The sequence below is a fragment of the Pseudoxanthomonas suwonensis 11-1 genome (assembly GCF_000185965.1).
Classification (GTDB): domain Bacteria; phylum Pseudomonadota; class Gammaproteobacteria; order Xanthomonadales; family Xanthomonadaceae; genus Pseudoxanthomonas; species Pseudoxanthomonas suwonensis_A.
Genome location: NC_014924.1, coordinates 1 through 13508, shown reverse-complemented (window position 1 = coordinate 13508; position 13508 = coordinate 1). Strand labels below are relative to the sequence as shown.

The following is a 13508-nucleotide window of genomic DNA, read 5'->3' as shown; positions in this document are numbered from 1 at the left end:
CCACGGAGACCACAATGCACCTGCTCTACCTGCTGCTGGGAATCGGGGCGCTGATCGTGGCCATGTCCACCACCAGTGTCGGACTGCTCGCCCTGTCGCTGCTGGCCATGGTCGGCTTCCTGCTGGCCTGGGCAATCGGCTGGTACCGCGCCCGTGTCGGCGAAGGCGCACGGGAAGAGGTAGCGATGATCGACCCGGCCGAACTGATGCGCCTGCGCCAGCTGGCCGAGGCGAAGCGTCGCGAGGCCCAGGCCGCGCAGGCTGGCGGCCAGGTGCCGCCGGCCCCATGACCCGGCTCTCGGTCAACGTCAACAAGATCGCCGTCCTGCGCAACTCGCGCGGCGGCGGCGAACCGGACGTGCTGGCCGCGGCCAGGGCCTGCCTTGCCGCGGGCGCCCATGGCATCACCGTGCACCCGCGCCCGGACCGGCGCCACGTCGTGGCCGAGGACCTGGCGCCGCTGGCGGATGCCACGGCAAGGTACGGGGTGGAGTTCAACATCGAGGGCAATCCCTTCGCCCCGCCGCGCGAGGGTTATCCCGGCCTGCTGGCCCTGTGCGAACAGGTGCGTCCGGCCCAGGTCACCCTGGTCCCGGACAGCGACGGCCAGCTGACCTCGGACCATGGCTTCGCCCTGGAGGGCGACCTCGCCGGACTGGCGGACCAGGTCGCTGGCTTCGCCGCGCTGGGCTGCCGGGTCAGCCTGTTCGTGGACGCCGGAAATCCCCACGTGGAACGCGTGGCGGAAGTCGGTGCCCACCGCATCGAGATCTACACCGGCCCCTACGCCGAGGCCCATGCAACCGGACGCGCCGGGGAAGCACTGGCGCTGTGCGCGGAAACGGCGCGGCGCGCCCAGGCCGCGGGCCTCGGGGTCAATGCCGGCCATGACCTGTCCCAGGCCAATCTCGGCGACTTCCTGGCCGGCGTGCCCGGCGTGGAGGAGGTGTCCATTGGCCACGCACTGATTGGCGAGGCGCTCTACGCCGGACTGGATGCGACCGTGCGGGCGTACCTGGCGATCCTGGAAAAGGCGCGCTGACTCTCGCGGCGCCGGGCTTCCAGCCGGGACCGCCCGCCATCTTCGAAGCAACCGGTTGCAGCGCGATTCGTGGCGCGGCCTACCCGTGCGCGGTTGCGGGAGTCCGCCCGCAAGCGTGGGCGGGCTAACCGGCGTCCGTAGGCTCCCGTTGCGCGGCCCGGCAGGCCAGGGGCCTGCGCACTCGGCAAACGTCGGCGGCCGCGCCAGCTTCGCCTGTACCCGGCACTCCTCTCCTCTCCCGATGGGAGAGGGACGGCCAGAACGAAGAACGCCGCCCGGAGGCGGCGTTCTTCCAGTGCTGTTCCGACGGCGCCACCGCTGCAGGAAGCGGGCCGCCAGGACACTGTTACTGCACGAAGTTGATCTTCTTCATGTCCGCGTTCTTCGCAGCGGCGAGGACGCGCGTCAGCGTCTCGTACTGCGAATCGGCGCTGGCATCGATGCGCAGCTCCGGCTGGTTCGTCGGATCGCGCTGCACCTCGGTCTCCATCAGCTGCTGGAGGTTGGCCAGGGCAACCGGGCCATTGTTCCAGTAAACCTGGTTGGAGGCGTCGATGCGCAGGTCGATCGGCGGCGGCGGCTCACGCGTGACCGGCGGCGGGTTGATGACCCGCTGCGGCAGGGCCACTTCGATCGGATAGGTCATGATCGGAGCGGTCACGATGAAGATGATCAGCAGGACCAGCATCACGTCGATCAGCGGCGTGACGTTGATCTCCGCCATTGGGCCCTTGTTGCCACCCGTACTGAAAGCCATGGGTTACTGCCCCTTCTCTTTGGTGGCTACGAAGCCGATGTCCAGCATGCCCTGGCCCTGCGCCACCTTGACGACATCCTGGATGGTGCCGGTACGGGTGGTGCGGTCCGCGCGCAGGTTCAGCGGCGGCTGGGGGGTCTGCTGGGCAACGCTGGACAGCCGCGACTCCATCACCTCGCGGGTGATCGGCTCGTCGTTCCAGTAGAGCGAACCATCCTCCGTCACCGCGATGGTGATCGGCATCATGCGTTCATTCTCTTCCTCGCCCGAACGGACCAGGTTGGCCTCAGGCAGTTCCACCTTCACCTTATGCGCCATGAGCGGCGCGGTGATGATGAAGATGATGAGCAGCACCAGCATCACGTCCACGAGGGGCGTGACGTTGATGTCATTCATCGGACCGCTGCTGTTGTCGGAACTGAAGGCCATGTGGCTCTCCGTCTAGTGCAGGAACGACGCTTCGGGAACCGGCTCAGCGAACGCGCGAGCCGGTGGCGAAGAAGTCGTGCAGATCGTGGGCGAACGAGTCGAAACGGGCGATCGTCGCGCTGTTGATCTTGCTGAAGAAGTTGAAGGCGAACACGGCCGGGATCGCGACGAACAGACCGATCGCGGTCATGATCAGCGCCTCACCCACCGGGCCGGCAACGGCGTCGATCGAGGCCGAACCAGTCGCACCGATCTTGATCAGCGCGCCGTAGATGCCCCACACGGTACCCAGCAGGCCGACGAACGGAGCGGTCGCGCCGACGGTGGCCAGCAGCACCATGCCCGACTGCAGCCTGGAGCTCTCGCGGGTGACGGCCTGGCGCAGGGCGCGGTCGACGAACTCGGAGCGGCTCAGGGTCTCGCCCAGGCCGGTACCGGAGGTCGCGGCAGCTTCCGCACGCTGGTGGTGGGCGGCAGCCTGGGCGGCGTCCAGGGCGATCTTGGAGAACGGCTCGCTACGCGGCTGCTCTTCCATGATGCGGATGGCTTCCTGCGCGTTCGGGGCTTCCCAGAAGGCGTTGACCACGCGGTCGGCCGCCGACTTCAGGCGCATGTTCTTGATGGTGTTGAAGATGGTCCAGTACCAGGACGCAGCCGACATCAGGACCAGGGTCAGGAGCACGATCCAGGAGACGGCAAACTCGCCCGGCTTGGTGGTCATTTCGTGGAGCAGATGGTCGAAGCCCATCTGGTTCAGACCGGCGGCGTTACCCCCGGCGGCGGCGGCAATGAAGAGTTCCTGCAGCATGACGCTTACCTTTGTTTGGTTTGGTGGTGATTTAGAAGGAAGGCGGAAACGTAGGCCCGGCTACCGTGGCGGCGGACCGCCACGGGGTTCGGACATCAACCCAGGGTGAAGTTCACCGGGACCCGGACGCGACCGGCCGCCTTCTGGCCGCCCACGGTTGCGGGATTGAAGCGCCACCTGCGAGCCGCTTCCATCGCGGCGCGGTCGAGGTCGCGGTTACGGCTCGACTTCTCGACGGTGACGTTGGTGACGTTGCCATTGGCGTCGACGTCGATGACCAGGATGACCTCGCCCTCGATGCCCGAACGCGCGGCGGCGGGCGGGTAACGCGGCGGATTCATGTTCTTGGACGAGATGTCCACGCTGGCCGCGATGTCGGCGACCGGCGCCGGCGGGGCCGGCGGCGACGGCGGGACGACGATGTCGGTGTCGCGCGGCTCCGGGACGTCGACCGGCGGGGCTTCCGGCGGCGGCGGCACCTGGGTCGGCTTCGGCGGCGACAGCTCCTTGATCGGCGGCGGCGGCTTGTCCTGCTTCGGCGGCGGCGGCGGCGGCGGCGGGGGCGGCGGCGGGGCATCGACCAGGGTGACCAGGATGGCCCGCTCCTTCTCCACGTCGGCCTTCGGCGCGACCGCGGGGATCAGCAGCAGCATCAGCGCCGCCAGATGAAGCGCGATGACGAACGCGATGCCGATGATGCGGGGCCAGCTTAGCCCGCTGTCCTCGGTTTCTTCGTAGTTCCTGTGGACGACCAGTTGTTCAGTCATTGCGCCAATGGCTCGATTGTGAGGCGGGAACCTGCCGGTTCCGTGAGACACGGTGAAAACCGCATGAACCGCCAAGCATATACCAATACCGCGGCCCTGTGCCTAGGCCGCGGTGCTTACCGGCGGGTTATTTGAGGTTGATGATCTTGCGGGCGTCCTCGGGCTTGCGCACGCCCTTGGCCAGCGCCTGCTGGGCCGCCTGCTTGGCCTCCGGAACCCGGCCTTCCTGGTACAGCACGCGGGCCAGGTTGAGGTAGGTCTCGCCGTCTTTGGACAGCGGGGCCGCCTTCTGCCAGTTCTCGATGGCCTGCGGGATCTGCTCCATGAAGTAGTGCGACTGGGCCAGCGCCAGGTAGGTCTGGTAGTCCGGCTTCAGGATGCCCTTCTCCAAGCCTTCGTTGATCACCGCCACCACGTCCTTCTCGCGGCCGTCCATGTTCGCGTAGGTGACGTACAGCTGGCGGTACTCGCGCTCCTCGGTCAGCTGGCCGGAAGCGCGCAGCTTCTCCAGCACCTCGGCGGCCTTCTCGACCTGGTCGCCCTGGGCGTATACCGAGGCCAGGTTGGTCTGGGCCTTCTTGTCGTTCGGGTTCTTCGCCGCTAGGCGCTCGGCCAGGGCGATCGCCTCGCCGTGCTGGTTGGCTTCGGCGTAGCAGGCCATCAGCAGCTGGACCCAGCTGTCCTTCGGCTCGGGCGAGGACTCGACGGCCTGCTTCAGCACCGGGATCGCTTCCTGGAAGCGCTCGGCCTGGTACAGGGCCTGGCCCTTGATCACCAGGTCCTCCGGCTTGGTCGAGCCGGTCTCGGACAGGTACTGGTCCAGCACGGCGAGGCCAGGCTCGAGCTCGTCGTCGGCCAGGTGCAGCTGGGCCAGCATCAGCATCGACTGGTAGTGGCCGTTGTTGTCCAGGCCGCCCAGCTCCAGGACCTGCTTCAGGTAGGCCTTGCTGGCAGCGTTGTCATCGAGGTTGTAAGCAGCCTGGGCAGCGAGCTGCGCGGCCAGGGAGCGGTCGTACTCGTTGGCGCCATCGGCAGCCAGGATCTCGTCGGCCAGGACCCGGGTCTGGGCCAGATCGTCGGCGTTGTACGCGTCGATCATCTTCTGCAGCTTCTTGCCGACCTTGCTCGACGCCTTGCCGTTCGGCTCCTGGCGGGTCGCGTTCGGGAACATCTGCTCGGCCTTCTGGGCCTTCTTGCCGCCGCGCGACTGCGCGGACACGTCTTCCGACGCCACGACGCCAGCGAATGCAGCGGCGATGACGAGCGACAGGACGGCGTGCTTGCTGCGGAATTTCATGGATCACCTCTTTCGTGCCACCGGTGGTCGATGGCGGATCGGGTCGGCAAACCTAACAGAACCAACCTCAATACGGAAAGGACTTGTTCCGGATGTTAGGAAGACGTTATCAGCCGCAGCGCGGAGTTCGACCCGCATTGCGGGCCGCCTGGAAGGTGCCCTGCAGGGTCGGAGCACGCTGGCGCAGGCTGCTGATGCGGTTCTGCGGATCCGGGTGGGTGGACAGCCATTCGGGCTGGCGGCCGCCCGAGGCCTCGATCATGTTCTCCCACAGATTCACCGCCTGGGCCGGGTCGAAGCCGGCCTGCGCCATCAGGCGCTGGCCGATCTCGTCGGATTCGGTTTCCTGGGTGCGGGAGAACGGCAGCAGCAGGCCGAGGTTGGCGAGGGTGCCGCCGCCCTGGGTGACCGCCTGGGCGATGCCATCGCCGTAGCGGGCACCGGCCGCCGCGCCGAGCAGGCCGAGCACGCCGGAGGTCGCGGCCTGGCGGGACACGCGCTCGTTGGTGTGGCGGGCGTAGACGTGGCCGATCTCGTGGCCGATCACCGCCGCCAGCTGGTCCTGGTTCTTGGCGACCTTGAACATGCCGGTGTGCACGCCGACCTTGCCACCGGGCAGGGCGAACGCGTTGGGACTGTCGTCGACGAATACCGCGGTCTCCCACGGCAGCGACTGCCAGTCCGCCGGCAGCTGCGCCACCAGCGCCTTGACCACGCACTGCACGTAGGACGACTGCTGGCCGCCGCTTAGCGTCTGCTGCTTGGCCTTCATCTCGTTGAAGGCCTGCGCGCCGACCTGGTTCAGCTCGGCGTCCGAGTAGGCCACGTACTGCTTGCGGCCGGTCGGTGAAGTCGTCGTCGCGCAGGCCGCCACCACCGCCGCCATTGCAGCGGCAAGCACCAAATGTTTCATAGATCCCGCCCTGTCTGGTTCCACGGGAAGTGTGTCCGCGGGCTGCTTAACTTTTCGTCAAGCTCAGCCGTTGCCGATGCCGTGCGCGAGCAGCGCCAGGCCGTTGTTCAGGGCGTGGGCGCCAATGGCGGCCCACAGGCTGCCGGTGCGCCAGTACACCCAGGCGAATACCGCGCCCATGGAGGCATAGACCGCCAGTAGCAGGGCCACCGCGGCCGGCGGGTTAGCGCTGAGCCCCGGGATCTCGTGCATCAGGGCGAAGGCGACGCTGCTGAGCACCAGGCCCAGCCATGGGCGGCCGGCATCCAGGAAGCGCCCGAACAGGACCCGGCGGAACAGCAGCTCCTCGTAGGCCGGCGCCAGGAACACCGCGAACAGCACCAGGAACACCGGCCAGCGCCGCGCTGCTTCCTCGATCAGGACCATGTTCGAGGGCACCGGATCGATGCCGGCGGCGCTCATCAACCAGCCGGCCAGCGAGCTGCAGGCGAATACTGCCACGCCGGCGCCGGCTGCGAGCAGCCAGGTGCGCGGCCGCGCCGCGGCGGCGAACGACTGCCGGCGCTCGGCCGCGCTGGCCGGACGCCGCCAGAAGTACAGCAGGATCGCAGCGGAGGACATCCCCAGGATCGCCGCCAGCATCAGCACGGCCGCGCCCGGGCCGTCGCTGCCGCCGTCCAGGCCCTGGGCGACCGCGCGCCAGATGCCCCAGGCGACCATCACCGCGAAGCTGGTGCCGAACAGCGCGACCACCCCCACCACGACATCCAGGGAGAAGTCGCCGAGCAGGCCACGCAGGGGCGCGGACCGTGGGGATGCCGGTGCGGGCGCCGTCGGAAGCGGCGGCGCCGGGACGGGCTCAGACATCGAGGTTGGCCACCTTCAGCGCGTTGTTCTCGATGAACTCGCGACGCGGCTCGACCACGTCGCCCATCAGCGTGCTGAAGATCTGGTCGGCGGCGACGGCGTCCTCGATCCGCACGCGCAGCAGGCGGCGGGTATCCGGGTTGACCGTGGTTTCCCACAGCTGCTCGGGGTTCATTTCGCCCAGGCCCTTGAAGCGCTGGATCTGGCGACCCTTCTTGGCCTCGTCCATCAGCCAGGCCTGGGCCTCGGCGAAGCTCGTGACCGCCTGGCTGCGGTTGCCGCGGATGACCTGGGCGCCTTCGCGGACCAGGCCGTGCAGCAGCACCGCCGCGTCGTGCAGCGGGCGCAGCTCTCCGCTTTCGAAGATCGTCAACGGCAGCACCTGCTGGACCTGCTCGCCCATGTGGCGGCGGGTCAGGCGCAGCGCGGCCGGACGGTCCTCGATCGCCGGCAGCAGCTCGAGGCTGAAGCGCGGGCTGCCGAGCTTGCCGCGGTTGAGGCGGGCTTCCAGCGCCTTGAGCGCATCGGCGCCGCCCTCGCGCAGCAGGTGCTCGCTGTCCAGCGGCGCGAAGTCGACCAGCGCCTCCAGCAGCATCGGATCGAAGCGGTGCGCGCTGCGGGTGATGGTGTCGCGCGCGGCGGCGTAGGCGAGCAGCAGCTTCTCCAGGCCCTCGCCGGTGATCGGCGGCTCGCCGTCGGCCGGGACCAGGGCGGCGTTGTCGACCGCGCTGCTGGCCAGGTAGGCGTCCAGCGCGGCGTCGTCCTTCAGGTAAAGCTCCTGCTTGCCCTGCTTGATCTTGTACAGCGGCGGCAGGCCGATGTAGACGTGGCCGCGCTCCAGCAGCTCCGGCATCTGCCGGTAGAAGAACGTCAGCAGCAGGGTGCGGATGTGGGAGCCGTCCACGTCCGCGTCGGTCATGATGATGATGCGGTGGTAGCGCAGCTTGTCCGGGTTGTACTCGTCCTTGCCGATGCCCGTGCCCAGCGCGGTGATCAGGGTGCCTACCTCGGCCGAGGACAGCATGCGGTCGAAGCGCGCGCGTTCCACGTTGAGGATCTTGCCGCGCAGCGGCAGCACGGCCTGGTTCTTGCGGTTGCGGCCCTGCTTGGCCGAGCCACCCGCCGAGTCACCCTCGACGATGAACAGTTCAGAAAGGGCGGGATCCTTTTCCTGGCAGTCGGCCAGCTTGCCCGGCAGGCCGGCGATGTCCAGCGCGCCCTTGCGGCGGGTCAGTTCACGCGCCTTGCGTGCGGCCTCGCGGGCGCGGGCGGCGTCGACGACCTTCTCGACGATGGCCTTGGCTTCCTGCGGGTGTTCCTGCAGGAACTCCTCGAGGCGGGCGCCGAAGGTGTTCTCCACCGCCGGCTTGACCTCGGAGCTGACCAGCTTTTCCTTGGTCTGGCTGGAGAAGCTGGGATCCGGGACCTTGACCGACAGCACCGCGATCATGCCTTCGCGCATGTCGTCGCCGGAGAAGCTGACCTTGGCCTGCTTGGCCAGGCCGTTCTGCTCGATGTAGTTGGTCAGGGTGCGGGTCAGCGCGGCGCGGAACCCGGCCAGGTGGGTACCGCCATCCTTCTGCGGGATGTTGTTGGTGAAGCAGAACATCGTTTCCTGGTAGGCGTCGGTCCACTGCAGGGCGACTTCCACCACGATGCCGTTGTGCTCGCCGCTGACCGAGATCACGTTCGGATGCAGCGGGGTCTTCAGCTGGGCCAGGTGCTCGACGAAGCTGCGGATGCCGCCTTCGTACTGGAACGTGTCCTGGCGGCCCTCGCCGCGTTCGTCGATCAGGGTGACCTTGACCCCGGAGTTCAGGAACGAGAGCTCGCGCAGGCGGCGCGCCAGGATCTCGTAGTGGAACTGCACGTCGGTGAAGATCTCCACGGCCGGCTTGAAGCGCAGGCTGGTGCCGCGCTTGTCGGACGGCTCGAGCTGCTTGAGCGGGTAAAGCGGCTCGCCCAGCGAGTACTCCTGCTGCCAGTGGAAGCCGTCGCGCCAGATGTCCAGCCACAGGTGCTCGGACAGGGCGTTGACCACCGACACGCCGACGCCGTGCAGGCCGCCGGAAACCTTGTAGCTGTTGTCGTCGAACTTGCCGCCGGCGTGCAGCACGGTAAGGATCACCTCGGCCGCCGAACGCCCCTCTTCCTTGTGGGTATCGACCGGGATGCCGCGGCCGTTGTCGGACACCGCGACAGAGCCATCCTCCAGGATCCGCACGATGACCTCGTTGGCGTGGCCGGCCAGGGCCTCGTCGATAGAGTTGTCGACCACCTCGAACACCATGTGGTGCAGGCCGGTGCCGTCATGGACATCGCCGATGTACATGCCGGGGCGCTTGCGCACGGCCTCCAGGCCCCGCAGCACGGTGATCTTGCTGGAGTCGTAGGTACCGGGGGTGGAACTCGGGGTCTGTTCGCTCATGCCTTCGCCGCAATCGGAAGCCGGGCCGCACGCCCTTGCAGGGGGCGACCGGTAGGTGGCTGTGGGTGACAGCCGATTATATCAGGCCGGGCCGCCCGGCCCCGGAACGCCCGGTGACGGGCCGATTGCGCCGTGTTCCACGTGGAACACGAACATCGGTAGCCCTTCCAGGGCCTCCAGTGCAGGCGGCGTCTCGGTCGCCGTGACCAGGAGCTGCACGCCCGGCTGGTCGGCCAGGAACCGCAGCACCCGTTGCTGGTGCTCACGATCCAGTTCCGAAGGCAGGTCGTCGAGGGCCATGACCGGCCAATGGCCGCGACGGCGGGCGAAATCCCGGGCCTGGGCGAGCAGCATGGCCAGCGCGGCCAGCTTGGTCTGGCCGCGGGACAACGCCTCCCTGCCCGGCAGACCAACGTAGCCCAGCTTCCAGTCGGCCCTGTGTGGCCCTACCCCGGTATAGCCCATGGCCCGGTCGCGGTCGCGGCCCAGCAGCAGGGCGTCGGCCAGCGGAACCTCGTGGCGGCGCCAGCCGGGCTGGAATTCCAGCCCTTGCAGGTGCAGGGAGCCGGACAGCCGGGCCGCTGTATCCAGGACCTGGGGCTCGAGTTCGGCCAGGTAGGCCTCGCGGTGCGAAGTCAGGGCCTCGCCGGACTCGGCCAGTTCGTGGTCCCAGGCATCCAGCTGCGCGTTGCTGCCGCCAGCCTTGAGCAGAGCGTTCCTCTGGCGCAGGGCCCGGGCGTAGCGCCGCCACGGCGGCAGGAAGTCCTGTTCCACGTGGAACAAGCCCCAATCCATGAAACGGCGCCGGTTGTCGGCGGCGCCTGAAATGAGTGCATGGCTGCCCGGATCGAACGTGACCACCGCCAGCGCGGCGCAAAGTTCACCCAGCTGGGCCACGTCACGGCCGTCCAGGCGCCCTGTCCAGGTATCGCCGGCATGACGCAACCCTGCCCTGCGCAGCTGGGGGACACCAACCGCATCGGCCTGTTCCCATTCCACGAAGACTTCCAGCGCCGCAGCCGACTCCCGGACAAGGCCATCCCGCACCCTGCCCCGGAAGCTCCGGCCATAGGCCATCAGGTGCAGGGCCTCCAGCACACTGGTCTTGCCCGCCCCGTTGGCGCCGAGGATCAGGTTCACGCCTGGACCGGGTTCAAGCCCCGTCTCGTGGAAACGGCGGAAATCGCGCAGCTGCAGCCGGGTCACCCGCACGGCGGATTCCCCAACGCAAGACGCCCGGCAATAGCCGGGCGTCGTACAGGTTCCACGTGGAACACGCCAAAACCCACGGTCAGAGACGCAGCGGCATCACGACGTGGCGGCACTTGTCACTGCCCGCCTCGCGCACCAGGGCCGAGGAGTTGGCGTCACGCAGCGCGATGACGATGTGCTCGTCACGCAGCGCGCCCAGCGCGTCCAGCAGGTAGTTCACGTTGAAGCCAATTGCCAGGCCGTCGACCTTGGTCTCGGCCTCGATCTCTTCCTGGGCCTCTTCCTGCTCGGGATTGTGGGCATTGATCTTCAGCTGCCCGGGCGAGATCTCCACGCGCACGCCGCGGTACTTCTCGTTGGACAGGATCGCGGCGCGCTGCAGGGCGGCGCGGATGACCTCGCGGTCCACGCGTACTTCCTTCTCCGCGCCGATCGGGATCACGGCCTCGTAGTCCGGGAAACGGCCATCGATCAGCTTGGAAGTGAAGCTGACATCGTCGCGCTTGACCCGGATGTGGCTGCGGCCGACTTCCAGCTCCAGCGACCGGTCGCCGCCTTCCAGCAGCCGCTGCAGCTCGGTCACGCCCTTGCGCGGCACGATGATCTGGCGCTTGGTGCCGACCGGCTGCTCCAGCGGGGCCTCGCACAGCGCCAGGCGATGGCCGTCGGTGGCCACGCAACGCAGGCTCTGGTCGCGCAGGTCGAACAGCAGGCCATTGAGGTAGTAGCGCACGTCCTGCTGGGCCATGGCGAACGCGGTGCGTTCGATCAGCTCCTTGAGCGCGGCCTCCGGAACGGTAATGCGCTCGGTGGCTTCGACCTCGTCGACCGAGGGGAAGTCATTGGCCGGCAGGGTTGCCAGCGAGAAGCGGCTGCGCCCGGCCTGCACGGTCACCTTGTCGCCGGCCAGGCTGATGGTGACGCGGCTGCCGTCCGGCAACGCACGCACGATCTCGAACAGCTTGCGCGCGGGAATGGTGATTTCGCCGTCGACCGCATCTTCCACGGCGGCACGGGCAATCATCTCGACCTCCAGGTCGGTACCGGTCAGCGAAAGCTGCCCGTCCTGCACCTGGACCAGGAAATTGGCGAGTACCGGCAGGGTCTGCCGCCGTTCGACCACGTTTACGACCTGGGCCAAAGGCTTGAGCAGGGCTTCGCGCTGGAGAGTGAAACGCATGGGATTCCGTGCCTCTACGCTTTTAAAGAAGATGTGGAATAAATCTGAAAGCGGTGGTGCTGGAGGGCGCCGAAGCCTGTGGAAAACTATAGCAACCCGTTGTTTTTGATGGATTTTTGCTGAGGACAAACCTTGCGGGAAAGTCCCCGGGCGATCCGGGACAAGCTGTGGATGGATTTGGGACCTGGATTCTGTCCCCGGGTTATCCCCAGCCTGCCCCCGCGTTGCGCCCAATTTACCCCAGCTCGGTCCACCGCAGCCGGTGGTCGTGCCCGGATCATTCGCTGAGCTTGCGGATCAGCTTGTCCCAGTCCTCGCGCAGCTTGCCGTCGGTCTCCATGAGGGTCCGGATCTGGCGGCAGGCGTGCAGCACCGTGGTGTGGTCGCGGCCGGCGAAGGCGTCGCCGATCTCCGGCAGCGAGTGCTCGGTCAGCTCCTTGGTCAGGGCCATGGCCACCTGGCGCGGGCGCGCCAGCGAACGGGTGCGGCGCTTGGACAGCAGGTCCTTGACCTGGAGGCCGTAGTAGTCGGCCACGGTCTTCTGGATGTTGGGGATGCCGATGGCCTGCTGCTGCGCGCGCAGAAGGTCGCGCAGGGTTTCCTGGGCGAACTCGACGCTGATCGCGCGGCCGGTGAAGTTGGCGCGGGCGGCCAGCGTGTTGAGCGCGCCTTCCAGGTCGCGCACGTTGGAGCGCATCTTCTTGGCCAGCAGGAAGGCGACCTCGTCCGGCACCACGGTGCCGCGCTCGCGCGCCTTGGCCAACACGATCGCCGCGCGGGTCTCGAAGTCCGGCGGGTCGATCGCCACCGACAGGCCCCAGGCCAGGCGCGACTTCAGCCGCGGTTCCAGGCCGTCCACCTCCCGCGGGTAGCGGTCGCAGGTCATGATGATCTGCTGCCGGCTGTCGAACAGCGAGTTGAAGGTGTGGAAGAACTCTTCCTGGGTGCGGTCCTTGCCGGCGAAGAACTGGATGTCGTCGATCAGCAGCGCGTCGATCTGCTGGAACTGGCGCTTGAACTGGTCGGCGGTCTTCTCCTGCAGGGCACGGAAGAAGGCGCTGTAGAACTGCTCCGAACGCAGGTACAGCACGCGCGCGCCCGGGTTCAGGCGGCGCATCTCGTTGCCGGCGGCGAACATCAGGTGGGTCTTGCCCAGGCCGGTGCCCCCGTACAGCAGCAAGGGGTTGTGCGCGCGGTCGCCCGGCTTCTGCGCCGCCTGCCAGGCCGCGGCGCGGCCGAGCTGGTTGGAGCGGCCTTCGACGAAGTTGTCGAAGACGTAGTGCGGGTCCAGGTTGCCGTTGAACGGCTCGCTGGAAACCGGCCGGGTGGCCGTTCCGCCGGCATGCACCGCCGGGGCCGCGGATACCGGCTCGGGCGCCTTCGGGCGCGAGCCGATCTCCAGCTGCACGTTCAGGTGGCCGGCGAAGTGCTGCGCCAGCTCGCGGATGCGGGCCAGGTAGCGCTCGCGCACCTGTTCGACGATGAAGGCATTGGGGGCATAGAGGACGACGCCGTCGGGGCGTTCCTCGGCTTGGAGGGGTTTGAGCCAGGTATGGACGTCCTCGGCCGGGAATTCGGCTTCAAGACGTTCCAGACAGCGGGGCCAGGCATCCATCGAAAGGCAAAGCTCGTCGGGCGGTGACCGCGCCGCGCAAGCGTCGCCGGGCCACCGCATGGGTCGGGTTCGGGACGCGCCAGCCTACCATCCGGCCCCGTCTTTTCCCACTGTTATCAACAGGGCATCCACAGGCCTGTGATGACCGCTCCCGCCGCGGTCTTCATGCCGGCTTGACCTCGGGGCCGGGCCT

General features: G+C 67.9%; 13 protein-coding genes. 2 read left to right on the top strand and 11 right to left on the bottom strand.

The features are described 5' to 3' along the window. Positions 1 to 14: 14 nt before the first annotated feature. Together PSESU_RS00065 and PSESU_RS00060 are read left to right on the top strand one after the other, a co-directional pair. A complete protein-coding gene (locus PSESU_RS00065; RefSeq protein ID WP_013533707.1) occupies positions 15 to 290 on the top strand; it encodes a membrane protein in 276 nt (91 codons plus the stop codon). Next, the gene (locus tag PSESU_RS00060; protein ID WP_013533706.1) at positions 287 to 1042 is read left to right on the top strand and encodes a pyridoxine 5'-phosphate synthase; all 756 of its coding nucleotides are present in this window, start codon (positions 287 to 289) and stop codon (positions 1040 to 1042) included. The genes PSESU_RS00065 and PSESU_RS00060 overlap by 4 nt, the downstream gene beginning before the upstream one ends. Before the next feature lie 346 nt (positions 1043 to 1388). Here the strand turns inward: PSESU_RS00060 and PSESU_RS00055 are convergent, their stop codons facing one another. The 11 genes from PSESU_RS00055 to dnaA all read right to left on the bottom strand — a co-directional run bounded on the left by PSESU_RS00055 (position 1389) and on the right by dnaA (position 13315). Further along, positions 1389 to 1799, bottom strand: a complete 411-nt coding sequence (locus PSESU_RS00055; protein ID WP_013533705.1) for an ExbD/TolR family protein — start codon at positions 1797 to 1799, stop codon at positions 1389 to 1391. Positions 1800 to 1802: 3 nt separating this feature from the next. Then, a complete protein-coding gene (locus PSESU_RS00050) occupies positions 1803 to 2228 on the bottom strand; it encodes an ExbD/TolR family protein (protein ID WP_013533704.1) in 426 nt (141 codons plus the stop codon). A gap of 43 nt (positions 2229 to 2271) precedes the next feature. Further along, a complete protein-coding gene (gene exbB, locus PSESU_RS00045; protein WP_013533703.1) occupies positions 2272 to 3036 on the bottom strand; it encodes a TonB-system energizer ExbB in 765 nt (254 codons plus the stop codon). Positions 3037 to 3131: 95 nt separating this feature from the next. Continuing rightward, positions 3132 to 3803, bottom strand: coding sequence for an energy transducer TonB (locus PSESU_RS00040; protein WP_013533702.1), 672 nt, complete (start codon positions 3801 to 3803; stop codon positions 3132 to 3134). Between the two features lie 127 nt (positions 3804 to 3930). Next, positions 3931 to 5100, bottom strand: coding sequence for a tetratricopeptide repeat protein (locus tag PSESU_RS00035; protein WP_013533701.1), 1170 nt, complete (start codon positions 5098 to 5100; stop codon positions 3931 to 3933). A 109-nt stretch (positions 5101 to 5209) separates the two neighbouring features. Then, positions 5210 to 6013, bottom strand: coding sequence for a M48 family metallopeptidase (locus tag PSESU_RS00030; RefSeq protein WP_013533700.1), 804 nt, complete (start codon positions 6011 to 6013; stop codon positions 5210 to 5212). A gap of 63 nt (positions 6014 to 6076) precedes the next feature. Further along, positions 6077 to 6880, bottom strand: coding sequence for a type II CAAX endopeptidase family protein (locus PSESU_RS00025; protein ID WP_013533699.1), 804 nt, complete (start codon positions 6878 to 6880; stop codon positions 6077 to 6079). After that, positions 6873 to 9308 (bottom strand): DNA topoisomerase (ATP-hydrolyzing) subunit B, encoded by a 2436-nt coding sequence (gyrB, locus tag PSESU_RS00020; RefSeq protein ID WP_013533698.1) that lies wholly within the window; start codon positions 9306 to 9308, stop codon positions 6873 to 6875. The genes PSESU_RS00025 and gyrB overlap by 8 nt, the downstream gene beginning before the upstream one ends. Positions 9309 to 9389: 81 nt before the next feature. After that, the gene (recF, locus tag PSESU_RS00015) at positions 9390 to 10520 is read right to left on the bottom strand and encodes a DNA replication/repair protein RecF (protein WP_013533697.1); all 1131 of its coding nucleotides are present in this window, start codon (positions 10518 to 10520) and stop codon (positions 9390 to 9392) included. A 79-nt stretch (positions 10521 to 10599) separates the two neighbouring features. Next, entirely contained in the window at positions 10600 to 11700 is a 1101-nt protein-coding gene (gene dnaN, locus PSESU_RS00010; protein ID WP_013533696.1) for a DNA polymerase III subunit beta, read from the bottom strand. Positions 11701 to 11977: 277 nt separating this feature from the next. Then, on the bottom strand, positions 11978 to 13315 hold the full coding sequence (dnaA, locus tag PSESU_RS00005; protein ID WP_013533695.1) for a chromosomal replication initiator protein DnaA: 1338 nt from the start codon (positions 13313 to 13315) through the stop codon (positions 11978 to 11980). Positions 13316 to 13508: the final 193 nt, after the last annotated feature.

What these genes read in the sequence shown, in the direction of transcription:
- gyrB (WP_013533698.1), bottom strand. Translation starts at nt 9,308, where the DNA reads ATGAGCGAACAGACCCCGAGTTCCACCCCCGGTACCTACGACTCCAGC.
- PSESU_RS00035 (WP_013533701.1), bottom strand. Translation starts at nt 5,100, where the DNA reads ATGAAATTCCGCAGCAAGCACGCCGTCCTGTCGCTCGTCATCGCCGCT.
- PSESU_RS00040 (WP_013533702.1), bottom strand. Translation starts at nt 3,803, where the DNA reads ATGACTGAACAACTGGTCGTCCACAGGAACTACGAAGAAACCGAGGAC.
- PSESU_RS00025 (WP_013533699.1), bottom strand. Translation starts at nt 6,880, where the DNA reads ATGTCTGAGCCCGTCCCGGCGCCGCCGCTTCCGACGGCGCCCGCACCG.
- PSESU_RS00050 (WP_013533704.1), bottom strand. Translation starts at nt 2,228, where the DNA reads ATGGCCTTCAGTTCCGACAACAGCAGCGGTCCGATGAATGACATCAAC.
- PSESU_RS00060 (WP_013533706.1), top strand. Translation starts at nt 287, where the DNA reads ATGACCCGGCTCTCGGTCAACGTCAACAAGATCGCCGTCCTGCGCAAC.
- dnaA (WP_013533695.1), bottom strand. Translation starts at nt 13,315, where the DNA reads ATGGATGCCTGGCCCCGCTGTCTGGAACGTCTTGAAGCCGAATTCCCG.
- PSESU_RS00065 (WP_013533707.1), top strand. Translation starts at nt 15, where the DNA reads ATGCACCTGCTCTACCTGCTGCTGGGAATCGGGGCGCTGATCGTGGCC.
- PSESU_RS00030 (WP_013533700.1), bottom strand. Translation starts at nt 6,013, where the DNA reads ATGAAACATTTGGTGCTTGCCGCTGCAATGGCGGCGGTGGTGGCGGCC.
- exbB (WP_013533703.1), bottom strand. Translation starts at nt 3,036, where the DNA reads ATGCTGCAGGAACTCTTCATTGCCGCCGCCGCCGGGGGTAACGCCGCC.
- PSESU_RS00055 (WP_013533705.1), bottom strand. Translation starts at nt 1,799, where the DNA reads ATGGCTTTCAGTACGGGTGGCAACAAGGGCCCAATGGCGGAGATCAAC.
- dnaN (WP_013533696.1), bottom strand. Translation starts at nt 11,700, where the DNA reads ATGCGTTTCACTCTCCAGCGCGAAGCCCTGCTCAAGCCTTTGGCCCAG.